General features: G+C 62.7%; 13 protein-coding genes and 1 pseudogene. 8 read left to right on the top strand and 6 right to left on the bottom strand.

The window, feature by feature from the left end; all coding sequences use genetic code 11:
* Positions 1-68: 68 nt before the first annotated feature.
* A complete protein-coding gene (locus AC5O5R_RS10900; protein ID WP_172287485.1) occupies positions 69-710 on the bottom strand; it encodes an HD domain-containing protein in 642 nt (213 codons plus the stop codon).
* A 129-nt stretch (positions 711-839) separates the two neighbouring features.
* On the opposite strand from AC5O5R_RS10900, the gene AC5O5R_RS10895 reads away from it, so the two are divergent.
* The 4 genes and pseudogenes from AC5O5R_RS10895 to AC5O5R_RS10880 all read left to right on the top strand — a co-directional run bounded on the left by AC5O5R_RS10895 (position 840) and on the right by AC5O5R_RS10880 (position 4,103).
* Complete coding sequence (locus AC5O5R_RS10895; protein WP_172231620.1) at positions 840-1,808, top strand: GlxA family transcriptional regulator; 969 nt, start codon at positions 840-842, stop codon at positions 1,806-1,808.
* A 277-nt stretch (positions 1,809-2,085) separates the two neighbouring features.
* On the top strand, positions 2,086-2,856 hold the full coding sequence (locus tag AC5O5R_RS10890; protein ID WP_172231623.1) for an SDR family NAD(P)-dependent oxidoreductase: 771 nt from the start codon (positions 2,086-2,088) through the stop codon (positions 2,854-2,856).
* A 331-nt stretch (positions 2,857-3,187) separates the two neighbouring features.
* A pseudogene (locus tag AC5O5R_RS10885) lies at positions 3,188-3,316 on the top strand (PLP-dependent transferase); the annotation flags it as partial.
* Between the two features lie 22 nt (positions 3,317-3,338).
* Positions 3,339-4,103 (top strand): hypothetical protein, encoded by a 765-nt coding sequence (locus AC5O5R_RS10880; protein WP_494515342.1) that lies wholly within the window; start codon positions 3,339-3,341, stop codon positions 4,101-4,103.
* A gap of 82 nt (positions 4,104-4,185) precedes the next feature.
* On the opposite strand, the gene AC5O5R_RS10875 is transcribed toward AC5O5R_RS10880, so the two are convergent.
* The 3 genes from AC5O5R_RS10875 to AC5O5R_RS10865 form a co-directional block, all read right to left on the bottom strand.
* Entirely contained in the window at positions 4,186-4,548 is a 363-nt protein-coding gene (locus tag AC5O5R_RS10875; RefSeq protein ID WP_172233649.1) for a hypothetical protein, read from the bottom strand.
* A 302-nt stretch (positions 4,549-4,850) separates the two neighbouring features.
* Positions 4,851-6,047, bottom strand: a complete 1,197-nt coding sequence (locus AC5O5R_RS10870) for a type II toxin-antitoxin system HipA family toxin (protein WP_494515341.1) — start codon at positions 6,045-6,047, stop codon at positions 4,851-4,853.
* The gene (locus tag AC5O5R_RS10865; protein WP_172219159.1) at positions 6,047-6,298 is read right to left on the bottom strand and encodes a helix-turn-helix transcriptional regulator; all 252 of its coding nucleotides are present in this window, start codon (positions 6,296-6,298) and stop codon (positions 6,047-6,049) included. Before AC5O5R_RS10865 ends, AC5O5R_RS10870 begins: the two co-directional genes overlap by 1 nt.
* Positions 6,299-6,473: 175 nt before the next feature.
* Between AC5O5R_RS10865 and AC5O5R_RS10860 the strand changes: the two genes are divergently transcribed.
* The 4 genes from AC5O5R_RS10860 (at position 6,474) to AC5O5R_RS10845 (ending at position 11,696) form a co-directional block, all read left to right on the top strand.
* Positions 6,474-8,231: an OPT family oligopeptide transporter gene (locus tag AC5O5R_RS10860; RefSeq protein WP_172219157.1), complete on the top strand. Its 1,758-nt coding sequence runs from the start codon at positions 6,474-6,476 to the stop codon at positions 8,229-8,231.
* Between the two features lie 130 nt (positions 8,232-8,361).
* Positions 8,362-10,062, top strand: a complete 1,701-nt coding sequence (locus AC5O5R_RS10855) for an FAD-dependent monooxygenase (protein ID WP_172219155.1) — start codon at positions 8,362-8,364, stop codon at positions 10,060-10,062.
* Positions 10,063-10,073: 11 nt separating this feature from the next.
* Entirely contained in the window at positions 10,074-10,256 is a 183-nt protein-coding gene (locus AC5O5R_RS10850; protein WP_172219153.1) for a DUF2783 domain-containing protein, read from the top strand.
* Positions 10,257-10,349: 93 nt separating this feature from the next.
* A complete protein-coding gene (locus tag AC5O5R_RS10845; protein WP_256678412.1) occupies positions 10,350-11,696 on the top strand; it encodes an MFS transporter in 1,347 nt (448 codons plus the stop codon).
* A gap of 153 nt (positions 11,697-11,849) precedes the next feature.
* Here AC5O5R_RS10845 and AC5O5R_RS10840 read toward each other — a convergent pair whose 3' ends face one another.
* The gene (locus AC5O5R_RS10840) at positions 11,850-13,241 is read right to left on the bottom strand and encodes an amino acid permease (RefSeq protein ID WP_172219152.1); all 1,392 of its coding nucleotides are present in this window, start codon (positions 13,239-13,241) and stop codon (positions 11,850-11,852) included.
* A gap of 80 nt (positions 13,242-13,321) precedes the next feature.
* Positions 13,322-14,146: a phytanoyl-CoA dioxygenase family protein gene (locus tag AC5O5R_RS10835; protein ID WP_172219151.1), complete on the bottom strand. Its 825-nt coding sequence runs from the start codon at positions 14,144-14,146 to the stop codon at positions 13,322-13,324.
* Positions 14,147-14,182: the final 36 nt, after the last annotated feature.

The raw sequence follows: 14,182 nt of genomic DNA, 5'->3' as shown, positions 1-14,182 counted from the left end.
GGTGTACGGCTCGCAACGGATCCACCAAGCCGCCACCGGCCTCGGTCACCGCGCTCCTGGGCAGAAATTCAACTGGCCCAGCAAGACTGGCGAATGACGCTGCAGAAATTGCCGGGCCGGAATGCCGGGTCCTTGTCGGCGATCACATCCGCTTTCACATTGCCGAACGTGGTCTGCGGCTTATGACGAATACCGTTGTAGAACGCCTGGATGATCGCCTCCTTGAACTGCTCGCCACGCGGATGCGCCTGCACCACCGCATCCCGCGCGACGACACCCAGCCCTTCATGGTGCAACCCCAGCACATCGGTCTCCACCCCGGCGGTCACCAGCGCAATCAACGGATGCATATGCTCCGCAATGCCCGGCGTGGTATGCAACGCGATCGCTGTCCACACGCGCTCGACATCGCGCTCGTCCACGCCATGGCGCTGAAGGAAGTCGCGCGCCACATTCGCACCATCCACTTCAAAGCGGCAACAATCGCTGCTGTGCTGATGGGTCAGGCCCATGTCATGGAACATGCAGCCTGCGTACAGCAGTTCGCTGTCGTAGCGCAGCCCCAGCCGCTGCCCGGCAAGGGCGGCGAAATAGAACACCCGGCTGGAGTGGTGGAACAGCAATGGGGAAGCCGTGTCACGGACGAGTTCGGTAATTTCCCGGGCCATGGCACTGTCGGGCAGCTGGATACCGGCGATGGATGAGGACATGTTCGCTCCTGGTGGGTTGATGACAGGCTCAGTCTGAGGTTGAACACCAATGTCCTCAATTGACTTTAAGCGCCGGATCCTGCCATTGTCGATGGATTACGGACTTGCAGCGAAACGCCCGGAGTGATCATGCCCCCTATCACCATCGCCATCCTGGCCATGCCCGGCGTGCAACTGCTGGATGCCTGCGGCCCGCTCGACGTCTTCGCCGAGGCCAACCGCCAGGCCGGCCGCGATGTCTATCGCCTGCTGTTGCTGGCTTGCGAACCGGGGCCGCTGGTGAGCTCGTCCGGGACGCGCCTGGTCGCCGACGGCTGGATCGGCGAAGACCTGCAGGCCATCGACACACTACTGGTTGCCGGCACGCCGCAAGCTGCCGACCAATACTTGCGCCCCGGTATTCTCGACTGGCTGCGCCACCGCGCAAGCGCTTGCCGCCGCTACGGCTCGGTGTGCACGGGGGCATTTGCCCTGGCGGCTGCGGGGTTGCTGGACGACAGGCGCGTCACTACCCACTGGGCCGTAGCCCAGCCGCTGGCCGAGCGCTACCCGCGAGTGCAGGTGGATGCCGATGCCATCCAGGTGCATGACGGCAAACTGCGTACTGCTGCCGGGGTGACCGCCGGGCTGGACCTGGCACTGGCCTTGGTCGAAGAGGACCTTGGGCGGGACATTGCCAAGCAGGTGGCTGGGCACCTGGTGATGTACTTCAAGCGGCCGGGCGGGCAGTTGCAGTTCAGCCGACAAGGCGCGACCTCACCGGTTGGGCGTTCGGCGTTGCAGGGCCTGCAGCGTTACGTGGCTGCCAACCCGGCGCTGGACCATGGGGTGGCCAGCCTGGCTGCGCGGGTCGGACTGAGCCCAAGGCATTTTGCGCGGGTGTTTCAGAGCGACGTGGGCATGACGCCGGCGGCCTGGGTGGAGCTGGCACGGGTGAATGCGGCGCGGATACGGCTGGAGGCTGGGCGGGAGGCGCCCAAGCAGGTGGCGGCGTTGTGCGGGTTTGCCAATGCGGATACGTTGCGGCGGGCATTTGTGAAACACATGGGGGTGACGCCGGCGGAATATCGCAAGCGTAATGGTGGTGCCGCTGGATAGCAGTGGATGGCCCGCGAAGGAATAACGGGCCATGGGAGGCTGCCGTCAATTGAGCAACCAGGGCCGCTTTGCGGCCCATCGCCGGCAAGCCAGGCTCCCACAAGTGCGGCGCATGGCTTGAAAGGGATGCGGTCTGGGTGGGAGCTGGCTTGTCGTGGCGACGAACCGCGGCGATGGGCTGCGCAGCAGCCCCATTAGCCTTGACTGACTGGCATCCGGCCATGGGATACAGTCTACTTAGCCACAAACCTCTCAATCTATCTGTGCGGGGAACCCCATGAGCCTGATCCCGGGTCTGACTGGCAAAGCCAGTGTGCTGGTGTGCGGCGCAAGCCGTGGCATAGGCCTGGCGCTGTGCGAAGCATTGCTGGCGCGAGACGACGTGGGCAGGCTGTGGGCAGTGGCCCGGCATGCCCGCACCGCCCCCGCACTCGTGGCACTGGCCAGCGAACATGGCGAGCGGCTGGCGCTGATAGATTGCAACGCACTGGACGAAGCGGCACTTGCGAGGCTTGCCACCGAAACAGGCACCACCTGCCCGCACCTTCACCTGGTCGTCAGCACCCTCGGCATACTGCATCAGGACGGCGCCAAGGCTGAAAAGTCGCTGGCGCAACTGGAGCTATCCGGCCTGCAGGCCAGCTTTGCCACCAACGCATTCGCGCCGATCCTGCTGCTCAAACACCTGCTGCCGTTGCTACGCAAACAGCCCGCCACGTTTGTGGCGCTTTCGGCCAGAGTGGGTTCGATCAGCGACAATCGTCTGGGTGGCTGGTACAGCTACCGCGCAAGCAAGGCAGCGCTCAACCAGCTGCTGCACACGGCGAGTATCGAATTGAAGCGCTTGAACCCTGCAGCCACGGTGCTGGCGTTGCATCCGGGCACTACCGATACCGAGCTGTCCAAGCCCTTTCAAGCCAACGTGCCGGAAGGAAAGCTGTTTGAGCCAGCGTTTGCTGCACAATGTGTGATCGAGCAGGTGGGGCGGTTTGGGCCGGCGGACAGTGGCAGCTTCCGGGGCTGGGATGGCGAGCGTATCGCCTGGTGAATGCGCTCGCGCCGGGTGCACTGTTGCAGCCCGGCCGAGGCAGTGCGTTCCATCGCGGGGCCAACTCAACGAGGGCGGCCGCCCTGATGGCCGCCAAAGCCAACGCCACCGCCACCGTCGTGGCCACCACCATGACCACCGCCCGGCTGCCAGCCGTTGGCCGGTCAGGCAGGCGGATTCCAGAGTGGAGGTGTGATGGCCCGCGGAAACTTTGCGTATCTTTACAGTCGGCGTGCGCCACCGCTGCTACAGACAGTCAGGCCCACCTTGACCTGTTCCAACCCGCCGCCGCATGCTTGAACGCTTCCACCCACGCTCAAGGAACGATCGCATGCAGCTGGAAACTCTCGCCATCCACGCGGGCTTCAGCCCCGACCCGACCACCCGGGCGGTGGCCGTGCCGATCTACCAGACGACCTCCTTCGCATTCGACGGCACCCAGCATGGCGCCGCTTCATTCTGCAAAGCTGGATAGCCCTGCAATGACCTTGTTCTACCTGAAACTCATCGTCACGCCCGTGCTGATGTGGGCCATCTCCCTCGCCTCGCGGCGCTGGGGTGGCCTGCTGGGCGGGCTACTGTCCGGGCTGCCGATCACCTCGGCGCTGGTGATGACCTTCCTGTGCCTTGAACAGGGCACGGCCTTCGGCATGGGCGCCATACCCGGCGCGCTGGGCGGCCTGGCGGCGGTGCAGGCGACCTACGCCTTCTACCTGCTGGCCACGCGCCGGCTGGGCATCGCCACGGCCGTGCTGCTGGCGATGCTGTTCTATGGGCTGGCCGCCTATGCGTTTACCCATTGGGGCAATCTGTACCTGTCGATTGCCGTGGCGCTGTTGCTGATCGGCGTGCTGATACGCGCCAGCGGACGCGAGCCCAGGCCGGACACATTGGCCCGCCCTCGGCATCGGTACTGGGAGATCCCCCTGCGCATGGTTTCGGCCACCGCGCTGCTGATGGCGACTACCGGCCTGGCCAGCTGGCTGGGCCCGGCAACCAGCGGGATGCTGGCGCCGATCCCGGTGATCGCCTGGCCGCTGGTGGTGTTCGCCCATGTACAAAGCGGCCGAGCGGGGATGGCGGCAATGGTGCGTGGCAATGCGATCGGGGCGGTAGGGGTGATCGCGTTTTACCTGGTGCTGGCAGGGTTGCTGGAAACATGGGGCATCGCCGTCACCATCAGCCTGGCGATGGTATGTGCCGTGGTGCTGACGGTCGGGCTTGCCACTGCGTTGCGACGGGCCTGACAGGCTGACGTAAACCTTGCACAAAAGGGAGTTCAGCAGGCGCCGCCGCTCGGGCAGCGCCTGGCCTGTCGTGGCAATACCCTCAGCGAGATTGAGGATGCTCGGCGGACACCGAATTATTGGCTTCGACGTCCTTCATTTCCTCTTCTATGGGGCCGTCATCGTCTGAAGGTAACGGCACTTCTCCTTCAGCGCCTGCGCTTTGCTCGTCTTTGGTTCGTGCGCTGCCGTTATCCCGCTCGAGCTGGCTGTCCTGGTCCGAGCCAGGATTGCCGGGAGGCGGGTCCCAGTCTACCGGGCGTTTCTCGGACCAGGATTCACCGACGCCCTGCTTGGGCTCGGACTCGCTTTGTTCAAGGCCAGAGCCGTGGGCCGCGCCGGTGTCGGGCGTATTTTCTGCTGGGCCTGGGTAGGGGGCGTCTGGGCCGTTCTGATCGATTGCCATGGGCGTTCTCCTGCTATGGCGCGGTGGGGTTCACCTGGTTAAGAGGGAACATGGCGAGCGGGAGTGCCTTGGGTACGACCGGTGGCGCCAATAGCTGGGGCTCCGGTGAATGCCAGCCAGTCAAGCAATTGGGGCCGCTTTGCGGCCCATCGCCGCGGTTCGTCGCCACGGCAAGCCAGGCTCCCACAAGTACCGCGCATGGCTTGAATTCTAAGCGGTCGGGGTGGGAGCTGGCTCGCCGGCGATGGGCTGCGTAGCAGCCCCATTAGCCTTAATCGCCACACCCCCTTCAGGCTTGCGGCCTAACCGAACGTCCGCATGAAAGGTTCAGCACACTGCCGGATCGCAGCGGCTACCCGAGGGGCGCGCTCGCAAAGCTCGGCCGAACCGTCAAGCACCTGCTCCAATGCTTGCAACTGTTCACGTATGACATCTTCTGGCCTGACCACATCACACGCTCTGGCAAACTCCAGCAGCCCCTGGCGTGAAGCGAGCAATGATTTGTTGCCGACCAGATCCAGCGCCAATACGTCATCAGGAATGTAGGCCGTGGTGTTGACGATATCGTAGGCCGGGGCCAAGTGTGCATTGCGCTGGGTGGGGTCGGAATACAACAGACCAAAGTTCTTCAGGTGTGCATCGCCGTTTCCGACAATGCAACTCAGGCTAACCATCGCGAACAACTGCGCCAACGAGCTTTGCACTGCGTTGGGCGGGCAGAAAAGCCGTATGGCCTTGGCGATAGCTGAATAGCTCTTGCTGTATTTCTGCTCGGCAGCCAGCCCCATCAATGCAGCCATGTCCTCAAAACCGATAGGGTCTAGGTGCTCATCCCGGTCAAAGCGGCGCATGACGAAGAGTTTGGCATTCTCCGAGAGATAGAACTCCGGTACCGCGATTCCTGACTTTTTAGCCACCGACATACACAAGTATTCATTGATCGCCAAACCGGGAAACTCGTCCCGGCCGCTCTTGATGATCAAGTCCGAGGTTTTAGAGGTAAAACGCTGCGGCGCAGTGTCGTGCTGCTCCGGCACCAGTACTTTGGGCTGAACGCCAGATATCCCGGCGCGCAAGATGTAACGGTCGACCAAGGTGGCGAAAATGTCCTCTGCTCCGTCCCAGGCCAGAATCTCATCCAGCTTTTCTCCCGGAAATTGCTGGCGGCGCAGCAGCGCATCGACCTGATCGGAATTCACTGCAACCCGCCCGATTGGCGAGCTGCTGCCAGACAGCGCCAGCAAAAGCATGGGATCGACATTCGCCACTTTGGCCAGCCGATTGCGCAGCTGCTCCAGCACATAACCCTCAGGAAGGTTCATCTGGAAGATCGGGTGCAGCTCTCGGTGACGGTATTCTTCCAGGCGCGCAGGCATGAGCATACTGATCGCTGCAGACGCCCGCGCATCCTCACGGTAGCGGAACAGGTAGTCGCCCCCAGCATTGATAATCCTGCCGCTCTCGCCTTCAGGGGTTGCCACACGCAAGGTGGTCATCATCAGCTGAATACTCCCTCTATTTCATCCAGCGTAGGCATGGCAGCGGGCACCAAGGCAAACTCGCAATCCAGGGCTCCGACTACCCGCGCATAGGCTGTCATGCCTACCGTCAGGTCACCTTTCTCGATGGCAATGACCTTTTGCCGGGTGATGCCAGCCAACGCTGCGAGCCTGGCTTGCGTCAGCCCGCGATTCAGCCGCCGGTTGCGCAACTGTTCGCCCAGCCGGGTGGTAATCAGCGAGTAATCCATGTTCCATTTACGTGACAATTTAAGTTGGATGTAACATATACCTAACCCGAAAAGGAATCAACGTTTCTCTTGCACCATCCTCGGCCAAGGCCAGTCACTGCCTAAGCGGCAATGAACCTTCGTAGCTGCAGGCGTTCAGTTGTTCACGCCCCTGCGACAGCCACAAAGGATTGCCATGACCCCTGCTCGCCCCACTGCCCTCCCCGAGCTCCGCGTCGAACGTGAGCTGAGCCTGAGGGCGGTGCTCACTGGCGCGATGCTGGGCATCTTGCTCACCCCCTCAAACGTGTACGTCGGGCTGAAGATCGGCTGGTCATTCAACATGTCGATCATCGCCTTGCTGATCGGTTTCGCCTTGTGGAAAGGCCTGGCAGGGCGCAGAAATCAGCGCCCCCCGTGGACGTTGCACGAAAGCAACATCAACCAGACCGTGGCATCCGCCGCCGCCTCGATCGTTTCCGGCGGGCTGGTGGCGCCGATCCCTGCTTACACACTGCTCACCGGCCAGCAGCTGGACCCGGTGCCGATGATGGCCTGGGTGTTCTCGGTGAGTTTTCTGGGCATCTGGATCGCCTGGTACCTGCGCCCTGCCCTGCTCAACGACCCTGACCTGAAGTTCCCCGAAGGCATGGCGACCCTGGAAACGCTGCAGCAGATCTACCAGCACGGGCAGGAAGCAATAACCCGGATCAAGGTACTGTGCAGTGCCGCGCTGTTGTCCGGGCTGGTGAAATGGATCGACAGCTTCGCCTGGGCGATACCGCGCTGGTCACCCACACCTGGGCTGGAGCGCCTGACCTTCACGCTCGATCCTTCATTGTTGCTGATCGGCTTTGGCGGCATCATCGGCATTCGCGTGGGCCTGACGCTGCTGTTGGGCGCCGCACTGGCGTGGGGCGGGCTGGCGCCGTGGCTGATCGAGCATGCCTGGGTGGTGCTGGGCCCGAACGCCAGCGGCCCACAGTTTGCCGCGCTGGTGGAATGGCTACTATGGCCCGGCGTGAGCCTGATGGTGTGTGCGACCCTGACTTCATTGGCTGTTCGCCTGGTGCACGTGCGGCGGCGATCACCCGCTGATGCACTGACCGCCCGGCCGCCGCGCGCCAGGCTGCGTTTTGCCCCGGCGGCTGCGTCGGGCCTGCTGCTGTCCATCGCGCTGGTCGTGACCCTGCAGGCGCTGCTGTTCGGGATCGACTGGTGGATGGCGCTGTTGAGCATCCCGTTGGCGGTATGCCTGGCCGTGGTCGCCGCGCGCGTGGTCGGCGCCACTGGTATCGCGCCCATTGGCGCCATTGGCAAGCTGTCGCAGCTCAGCTTCGGTCTGGTCGCCCCGGGCCAGGTGGCGATCAACCTCATGAGCGCCAACACGGCGGGCGGCGCGGCCGGGCAATCGACCGACCTGATGAACGACTTCAAGGTTGGCCTGGCGATCGGCGCCACCCCGCACAAGCAGCTGATTGCGCAGTGCATCGGCATTTTCATCGGCAGCGTGGTCGGCGTGCTGGTGTACCTGATGCTGATACCTGATCCGCAGGCCATGCTGCTCACCGAACAGTGGCCGGCCCCGGCCGTGGCGACCTGGAAAGCGGTGGCCCAGACCCTGACCCAGGGCCTGGGTGCGCTGCCGCCGGAGGTGCGTTGGGCGATCGTGGCCGGTAGTGGGGCCGGCGTGCTGCTGGGCGCACTGGACAGCCTGCTGCCGCAGCGTGTGGCGCGCTGGCTGCCGAGCACCGCGGCGCTGGGGCTGGCATTCATTCTACCGGCATCGATCGCCATGATGATGGGCCTTGGCGCGGTGCTGACCTGGCTGGTCAGTCGCCGCTGGCCGAGCATCACCGAGCGCTTCGCGATCACGGCGGCAGCCGGGTTGATTGCCGGTGAAAGCATCATGGGCGTAGGGGCATCGTTCTGGGAGATGCTGCGCACGCTATAGCACTGCGATAATCGTGGCCATCCACTGCAATTGTCCCCTGCAGGGGACATCGCCCGCCGCCGCCTCACGTACAGTCATTTGCACACCTGAAGAGCCCTGAGCTCATACAAGAATAAGGACGTGCATTGCCATGCATCAGCCCCAAAGCGAGCCGCGGCGCTCCCTGTATTTCGACTATCACGTGTTCCCTGCCCACACCGCCAGCGTCGGCGCCGCGCACCCTGACCGCAAACCGGTGGTGGTGGTCGGCGCCGGCCCGATCGGCCTGACCACCGCCCTGGACCTGGCCCGCCATGGCATCGCCTGTGTGGTGCTGGCGTCTGAGCGGCAGCTCAGCGAAGGCAGCCGGGCAATCGTGTTCACCCGCCGCTCGATGGAAATCCTGCAACAAGTGGGCGTGGCCGAGCGGGTCTGCGCGCTGGGCCTGCCATGGAGCTGCGGCAATTCGTTCTACCGCAACCAGCTGGTGTTCCGCATGGAAACCCCGCACGACCCGGACGACCGCCATGCACCCATGACCAACCTGCAGCAGCCCTGCCTGGAGCAGTTACTGGCAGAGGCTGCCGAGGCCAACCCGCTGGTGGACATCCGCTGGGGCAACCACGTGACCGGCCTGGCGCAGCATGACGGCTTCGCCCGCCTGAGCATCGATACCCCTGCCGGCAGCTATGAACTGGACGCCGACTGGGTGGTGGCGGCTGACGGCGCCCGCTCGGCGATCCGCACCTTGCTCGGCCTGAAACTGGAAGGCACCGCCTACGAAGGGCGGTTCGTGATCGCTGATATCAAGATCGACCTGGACCTGCCCACCGAGCGGCTGGCCTACTTCGACCCCGCCTGGAACCCGGGCAACACGGTGTTGATGCATCGCGAGCCGGGCAATATCTGGCGCATCGACTACCAGCTGCCGGAAAACGAGACCCCGGAGCAGGCGCTGCAACCTGAGTCCTTGCGCCGGCGCATCAACGCTCAACTGGAGATGCTCGGCGTCAAAGCCCCTGAGTGGGAGATGGACTGGAGTTCGGTGTATTCGGCGCGTGCCCTGACGCTGCCGGATTATCTGCACAAACGCGTGATATTCGCAGGGGACGCAGCCCACCTGTTGCCGATTTTCGGGGTGCGTGGCGCCAACACCGGCTTCCAGGATTGCCACAGCCTGGTATGGAAACTGGCGTTCACCCTCAAAGGGCTGGCAGGCCCGAGGCTGCTGCCTTCCTATTCCACCGAGCGGGTCAGTGCCGCGCGGGAAATCATCAGCGAGGCCGGCAAGAGCACCCGGTTCATGGCCCCGCCCAGCGCTGGTTACCGGCTTGTACGTGATGCAGTGCTGTCGTTGTCCCTGACCCAGGCATTCGTCCGCCCGCTGTACCACTGGCGCACCTCGCGGCCGCACGATTACGCCGATTCGGTGCTCAATTGTGCAACTGACGACAACGACCTGTTCAGTGCTGGGCCGCGCAACGGTGCGCCGATGCTGAACATCAAGCTGGCCGAAAACGACTACCTGTTCGACCGCCTTGGTGCGTGTTTCCACCTGCTCTGCTTCACCGACAGTGACTGTATCCCCAGCGATGTGCGCGCGCAGGCGAATGCCATTCGCGACAGCGGCGTGCCCTTGCAGATCATCGCGATTGCGCAAAGCGCGCAGCCTGCCATCACCGGCGCCGACCAGCTGATCGACGACCCGACGGGCCATATCGCCAGCAAGTACGGCATCACCCGTGGCGGCGCCTACCTGGTGCGGCCGGACCAGCACATCTGCGCCCGCTGGCAGCAACTGTCTGCCGAAAAACTGCACCTCGCCATCGACACCGCCCTGGGCAAACACTGAGAGCAACCGCAATGAATACCCTTAGCGCAACAGACCTGGAAGTGGTTTACGACGTACTGGCCGAAGCCCTGGACCAGGCCACACCGGCCAAGGCCGAGCTGTTTCTGACCAAGCTGGCCTTGCTCGGTGCCCAGGCTATCGGCGATGCCCAGACCTTCACCGAACTGACCCGATCCGCCCTGCAGGACCTGTAGAACCTGCGGCTGCACAAGCACCGGCGCAGCCCTTGCCTTGCGCGCCGGCACAGCGGCCGGTGCCGCTCAAACCAATAATAATCAGGCGCCCAGATGCACCACACCACAGCCCCCATTACCACCGCAACAACCACCGGCAACCCGCAGCAAGCGGTAATGCGCAAGGTTTCAAGGCGCTTGCTCGGCTTTTTGTTCGCCTGCTTTGTGCTGTCGTTTCTCGACCGTATCAACATCGGCTTTGCCGGCCTGACCATGATGGGCGACCTGGGACTGAGCAGTACCCAGTTCGGCATGGCCACCACGCTGTTCTATATCGCCTACATCGCCTGTGGTATCCCCAGCAACATGGCGCTGGCCAAGGTCGGCGCGCGCAAATGGATCGGCAGCCTGATGATCGCCTGGGGGCTCGCCTCCACGGCGACACTGTTCGCGACCGATGCGCACAGCCTGTACTTGCTGCGAATCCTGGTCGGCATTACCGAAGCCGGTTTTCTACCTGGCGTGCTGCTGTACCTGACGTTCTGGTTCCCGGCGGCCTATCGGGCACGGGCCAATGCCCTGTTCATGATCGCCATGCCATTCACGGCAGGCTTCGGCTCGGCGCTTTCCGGCCTGATTCTTGGCCTGGACGGCACATGGGGGTTGCACGGCTGGCAGTGGCTGTTCCTGCTCGAAGGCATGCCATCGGTGATCATGGGTCTGGTGGTGTTCTACTACCTGAACGACAAGCCGCAACAGGCCCACTGGTTGAATGCGCAGGAAAAGCAGCATTTGCAGCACGCCCTGGCCGCAGACACCCCGGCAGCCACCCCCACCCCCGAAGACAAGGGCCCCAGCCTGCTGCGCGAAATGCTCTCGCCCACGGTGCTGATGTTCAGCCTGGTGTATTTCTGCCTGGTCAACACCCTGGCAATGATCGCCGTGTGGACGCCGTTGATCATCAAGAGCATCAGTGCCGCCGGCAGCAGTAACAGCACCATTGGCTTGCTGGCGATGATTCCACAGGTATGCACCATTATCGGCATGCTGGTGTGGGGCCTGCATTCCGACCGTACCCGGGAACGCAAATGGCACCTGGTGCTGCCCATGCTGGTGGCAGCGGCCGGCTGGATGTTCACTGCGTATGCCGGCGCCCCCCAGGTGCAGCTGGCAGGCATCTGCATGGCCGCCACCGGCTCGTACACCGCCATGTCGATCTTCTGGACCACCCCGGACCAGGCCATGTCGTTCAAGGCACGGGCGATCGGTATTGCGGTGATCAACGCGTTCGGCAACATCGGCTCGGCGCTCAACCCGCTGGTGGTCGGGTGGCTGAAGGACCTGACCCAAAGCTTCACTGCCGGGATTGTCTACGCCACGGTGCTGCTGGTGATCGGCGCGCTGTTGACCTTCTTGCTGCCATTGCCCTCGTCCACCCCAAAGCCAACACCGAACCTGTAGGGGATTGCCCAGCCCATTGAGCTGCGCTGTCGAGCAGAGAACTGATGCTGGGCGCTGTGGGAGCGGGCACGCCCGCTCCCACAAGGCCCCTGCTAAATCAGTAAGTCATGTGCAGTTCTATGAGCGAACTTGCACACCCCACAAATCAATGCCTCAAGCGCTTGCCGACACCGGGCGAGGTGCGCGCACACCCCACAACCAGTAACCCAGGGACAACAGGACCAGCCAGCCAACCCCGACATACATCGCTGTGCGGCTGGCCGGAAACCAACCAAGCACGCCAAAGATGAACACCATGAATGCAATCGCACACGCTGGCCCTACCGGCCACAGCGGCACGCGATATTCCAGAGCAGCCGCCTCTTCCTTGCTCATGCCACGGCGCATGGCCACCTGGGACAGCAGGATCATCAACCACACCCAGACAATGGAGAACGTAACTACCGAGGCGAGCACCAAGAACAGGTCCTCTGGCACCAGGTAGTTCAAGACCACCCCCAGCAACAGTGCGATGCCCATTACAGCAACCGTCATCCACGGCACACCGAAACGCGAGAGTGACGCGAAACCGGCAGGCGCCTGGCCGTTCTGCGCCATGCCGTACATCATTCGCCCAGCGCTGAAGATATCGCTATTGATCGCCGAAACCGCCGCAGAGATCACCACAATGTTCAACACGGTTGCCGCAGAACTGACACCCAGACCACTGAAGATCTGCACGAATGGGCTACCGTGACTGCCAATACCCGTCCAAGGGTAAATGGCCATGAGTACCAGCAGGGTAAGGATGTAGAACAACAGGATGCGCAGTGGCACCGAATTGATCGCCTTGGGCAGCACGCGCTTCGGGTCCTTTGCCTCCCCTGCAGTAATACCGATCATTTCGACCCCGCCGAAGGCGAACATCACCACGGTAAAGGAGGCAATCATGCCACTGACGCCATTGGGGAAGAACCCACCATGGCTCCATAGATTCGAGATGCCGGCAACAGTGCCCGTACCAGTATTCAGCTGGATACCCAGCAGCAGCACGGCGGCCCCTGCGACAATCATGGCGACGATGGCGGTTACCTTGAGCAACGACAACCAGAACTCCATCTCGCCGAACACTTTCACGCTGCACAGGTTCAGCGCCCCGATAAAGAACACTATCCCAAGCACCCAGACCCACGCGGGTGTTTCAGGGAACCACAGCCCCATGTATATGCCGAACGCCGTCACGTCTGCCAGGCACACCATCAGCATCGAGAACGCGTAACTCCAGCCCGTCAGAAAGCCTACATAACGACCGAGGTACTGGCTGGCATAGTGGCCGAACGACCCGGACACCGGGTTGTGAACCGCCATTTCGCCAAGGGCGCGCATCATCATGTAAATGGCTGCGCCACCGATCAGGTAGGCCAGCAACACCGAAGGCCCTGCCAACTTTATTGCCGATGCCGAGCCATAAAACAGCCCCGTACCGATAGCAGAACCCAAGGCCATGAAACGAATATGCCGGGTAGTGAGACCCCGCTTGAGTTGCGGTGAGGATTGAGCGTTCATAGATACCTTCTTGATTTTATTATCAGGCCCGCACAACACCGATGCTGCGCGGTTTAATCAGGCACGCGTCATTGCACTCATCAAGCCCTTGGCCACAACACCGGGAACAGTTCATGGTCCATCGTGGCACCGCTGGCCAGTTGCGTTTCAAGCCCGGGAAACGGTGGCGAGGTTTTCCATTGGCGTGGTGCGTGAGTAATGTCGTCGCCCAGGAGGCGCACCGAAAAAGCACGCCGCCGGCGATTGCCACCGACACCGCCAGAGGCGTGTAACGTCAACATGTGGAAGAACACCGCATCACCTGGCGCGAGCTCCCAGCCGAGGATATTCCAGGCGCTGCGATCGGCCTCGATATCCGGCAGGTCGGCCAGGCTGCCTTCCGGGAACCATTGCGCCTGGCTGTCGAGGAAACTGCGCGGCATCAGCCAGGGGCCAAGGTGCGAGCCGCCGACAAACTCCAGGGTGGACTCCCTGGCGACGGGATCGATCGGCATCCACATGCTGCAGTTCTGGCGCCCATCGATGTTGTAGTAGGGCTGGTCCTGATGCCACGGCGTGCGCTGGCGGGTATTGGGCTCCTTGACCAGCAGGTGGTCGTGATACAGCCGGGCTGTTTCGCTGTTCATCAATTGCGCGGCAACGCTACCCACCCGGCTTTCGAAGATGAACTGGCGATAGGCCGAAATATCGCCCCAGTTGCAGAAGTCCTCGAAGAACCAACCCGGGTCATCCGGGCGACTCGCGACTTTGGCGCGTTCACTTGGCGCTTTCAAATTCTGTTCAATGCCGGTTTCCAGCAGGGCAACTTCTTCTGGCGTGAACAATTGACGTACGCAGACAGCACCCTCGCGCTGGAATGCCTCGATGGTTTCTTCAGTTAGTTGAAATTCGGCGGACGGTTTCATAGAGCACCCTTTAGTCTTTTTATTGGGCAACAGCAC

This window comes from Pseudomonas sp. 8_5_2, from assembly GCF_059295255.1.
This window is presented reverse-complemented; position numbering and strand designations above follow the sequence as displayed.

Excerpts from the sequence above, each read along its gene's own strand:
- AC5O5R_RS10840 (WP_172219152.1), bottom strand. The coding sequence starts at position 13,241 with ATGAACGCTCAATCCTCACCGCAACTCAAGCGGGGTCTCACTACCCGG.
- AC5O5R_RS10880 (WP_494515342.1), top strand. The coding sequence starts at position 3,339 with ATGACCTTGTTCTACCTGAAACTCATCGTCACGCCCGTGCTGATGTGG.
- AC5O5R_RS10845 (WP_256678412.1), top strand. The coding sequence starts at position 10,350 with ATGCACCACACCACAGCCCCCATTACCACCGCAACAACCACCGGCAAC.
- AC5O5R_RS10835 (WP_172219151.1), bottom strand. The coding sequence starts at position 14,146 with ATGAAACCGTCCGCCGAATTTCAACTAACTGAAGAAACCATCGAGGCA.
- AC5O5R_RS10875 (WP_172233649.1), bottom strand. The coding sequence starts at position 4,548 with ATGGCAATCGATCAGAACGGCCCAGACGCCCCCTACCCAGGCCCAGCA.
- AC5O5R_RS10895 (WP_172231620.1), top strand. The coding sequence starts at position 840 with ATGCCCCCTATCACCATCGCCATCCTGGCCATGCCCGGCGTGCAACTG.
- AC5O5R_RS10855 (WP_172219155.1), top strand. The coding sequence starts at position 8,362 with ATGCATCAGCCCCAAAGCGAGCCGCGGCGCTCCCTGTATTTCGACTAT.
- AC5O5R_RS10870 (WP_494515341.1), bottom strand. The coding sequence starts at position 6,047 with ATGATGACCACCTTGCGTGTGGCAACCCCTGAAGGCGAGAGCGGCAGG.
- AC5O5R_RS10865 (WP_172219159.1), bottom strand. The coding sequence starts at position 6,298 with ATGGATTACTCGCTGATTACCACCCGGCTGGGCGAACAGTTGCGCAAC.
- AC5O5R_RS10890 (WP_172231623.1), top strand. The coding sequence starts at position 2,086 with ATGAGCCTGATCCCGGGTCTGACTGGCAAAGCCAGTGTGCTGGTGTGC.
- AC5O5R_RS10860 (WP_172219157.1), top strand. The coding sequence starts at position 6,474 with ATGACCCCTGCTCGCCCCACTGCCCTCCCCGAGCTCCGCGTCGAACGT.
- AC5O5R_RS10850 (WP_172219153.1), top strand. The coding sequence starts at position 10,074 with ATGAATACCCTTAGCGCAACAGACCTGGAAGTGGTTTACGACGTACTG.
- AC5O5R_RS10900 (WP_172287485.1), bottom strand. The coding sequence starts at position 710 with ATGTCCTCATCCATCGCCGGTATCCAGCTGCCCGACAGTGCCATGGCC.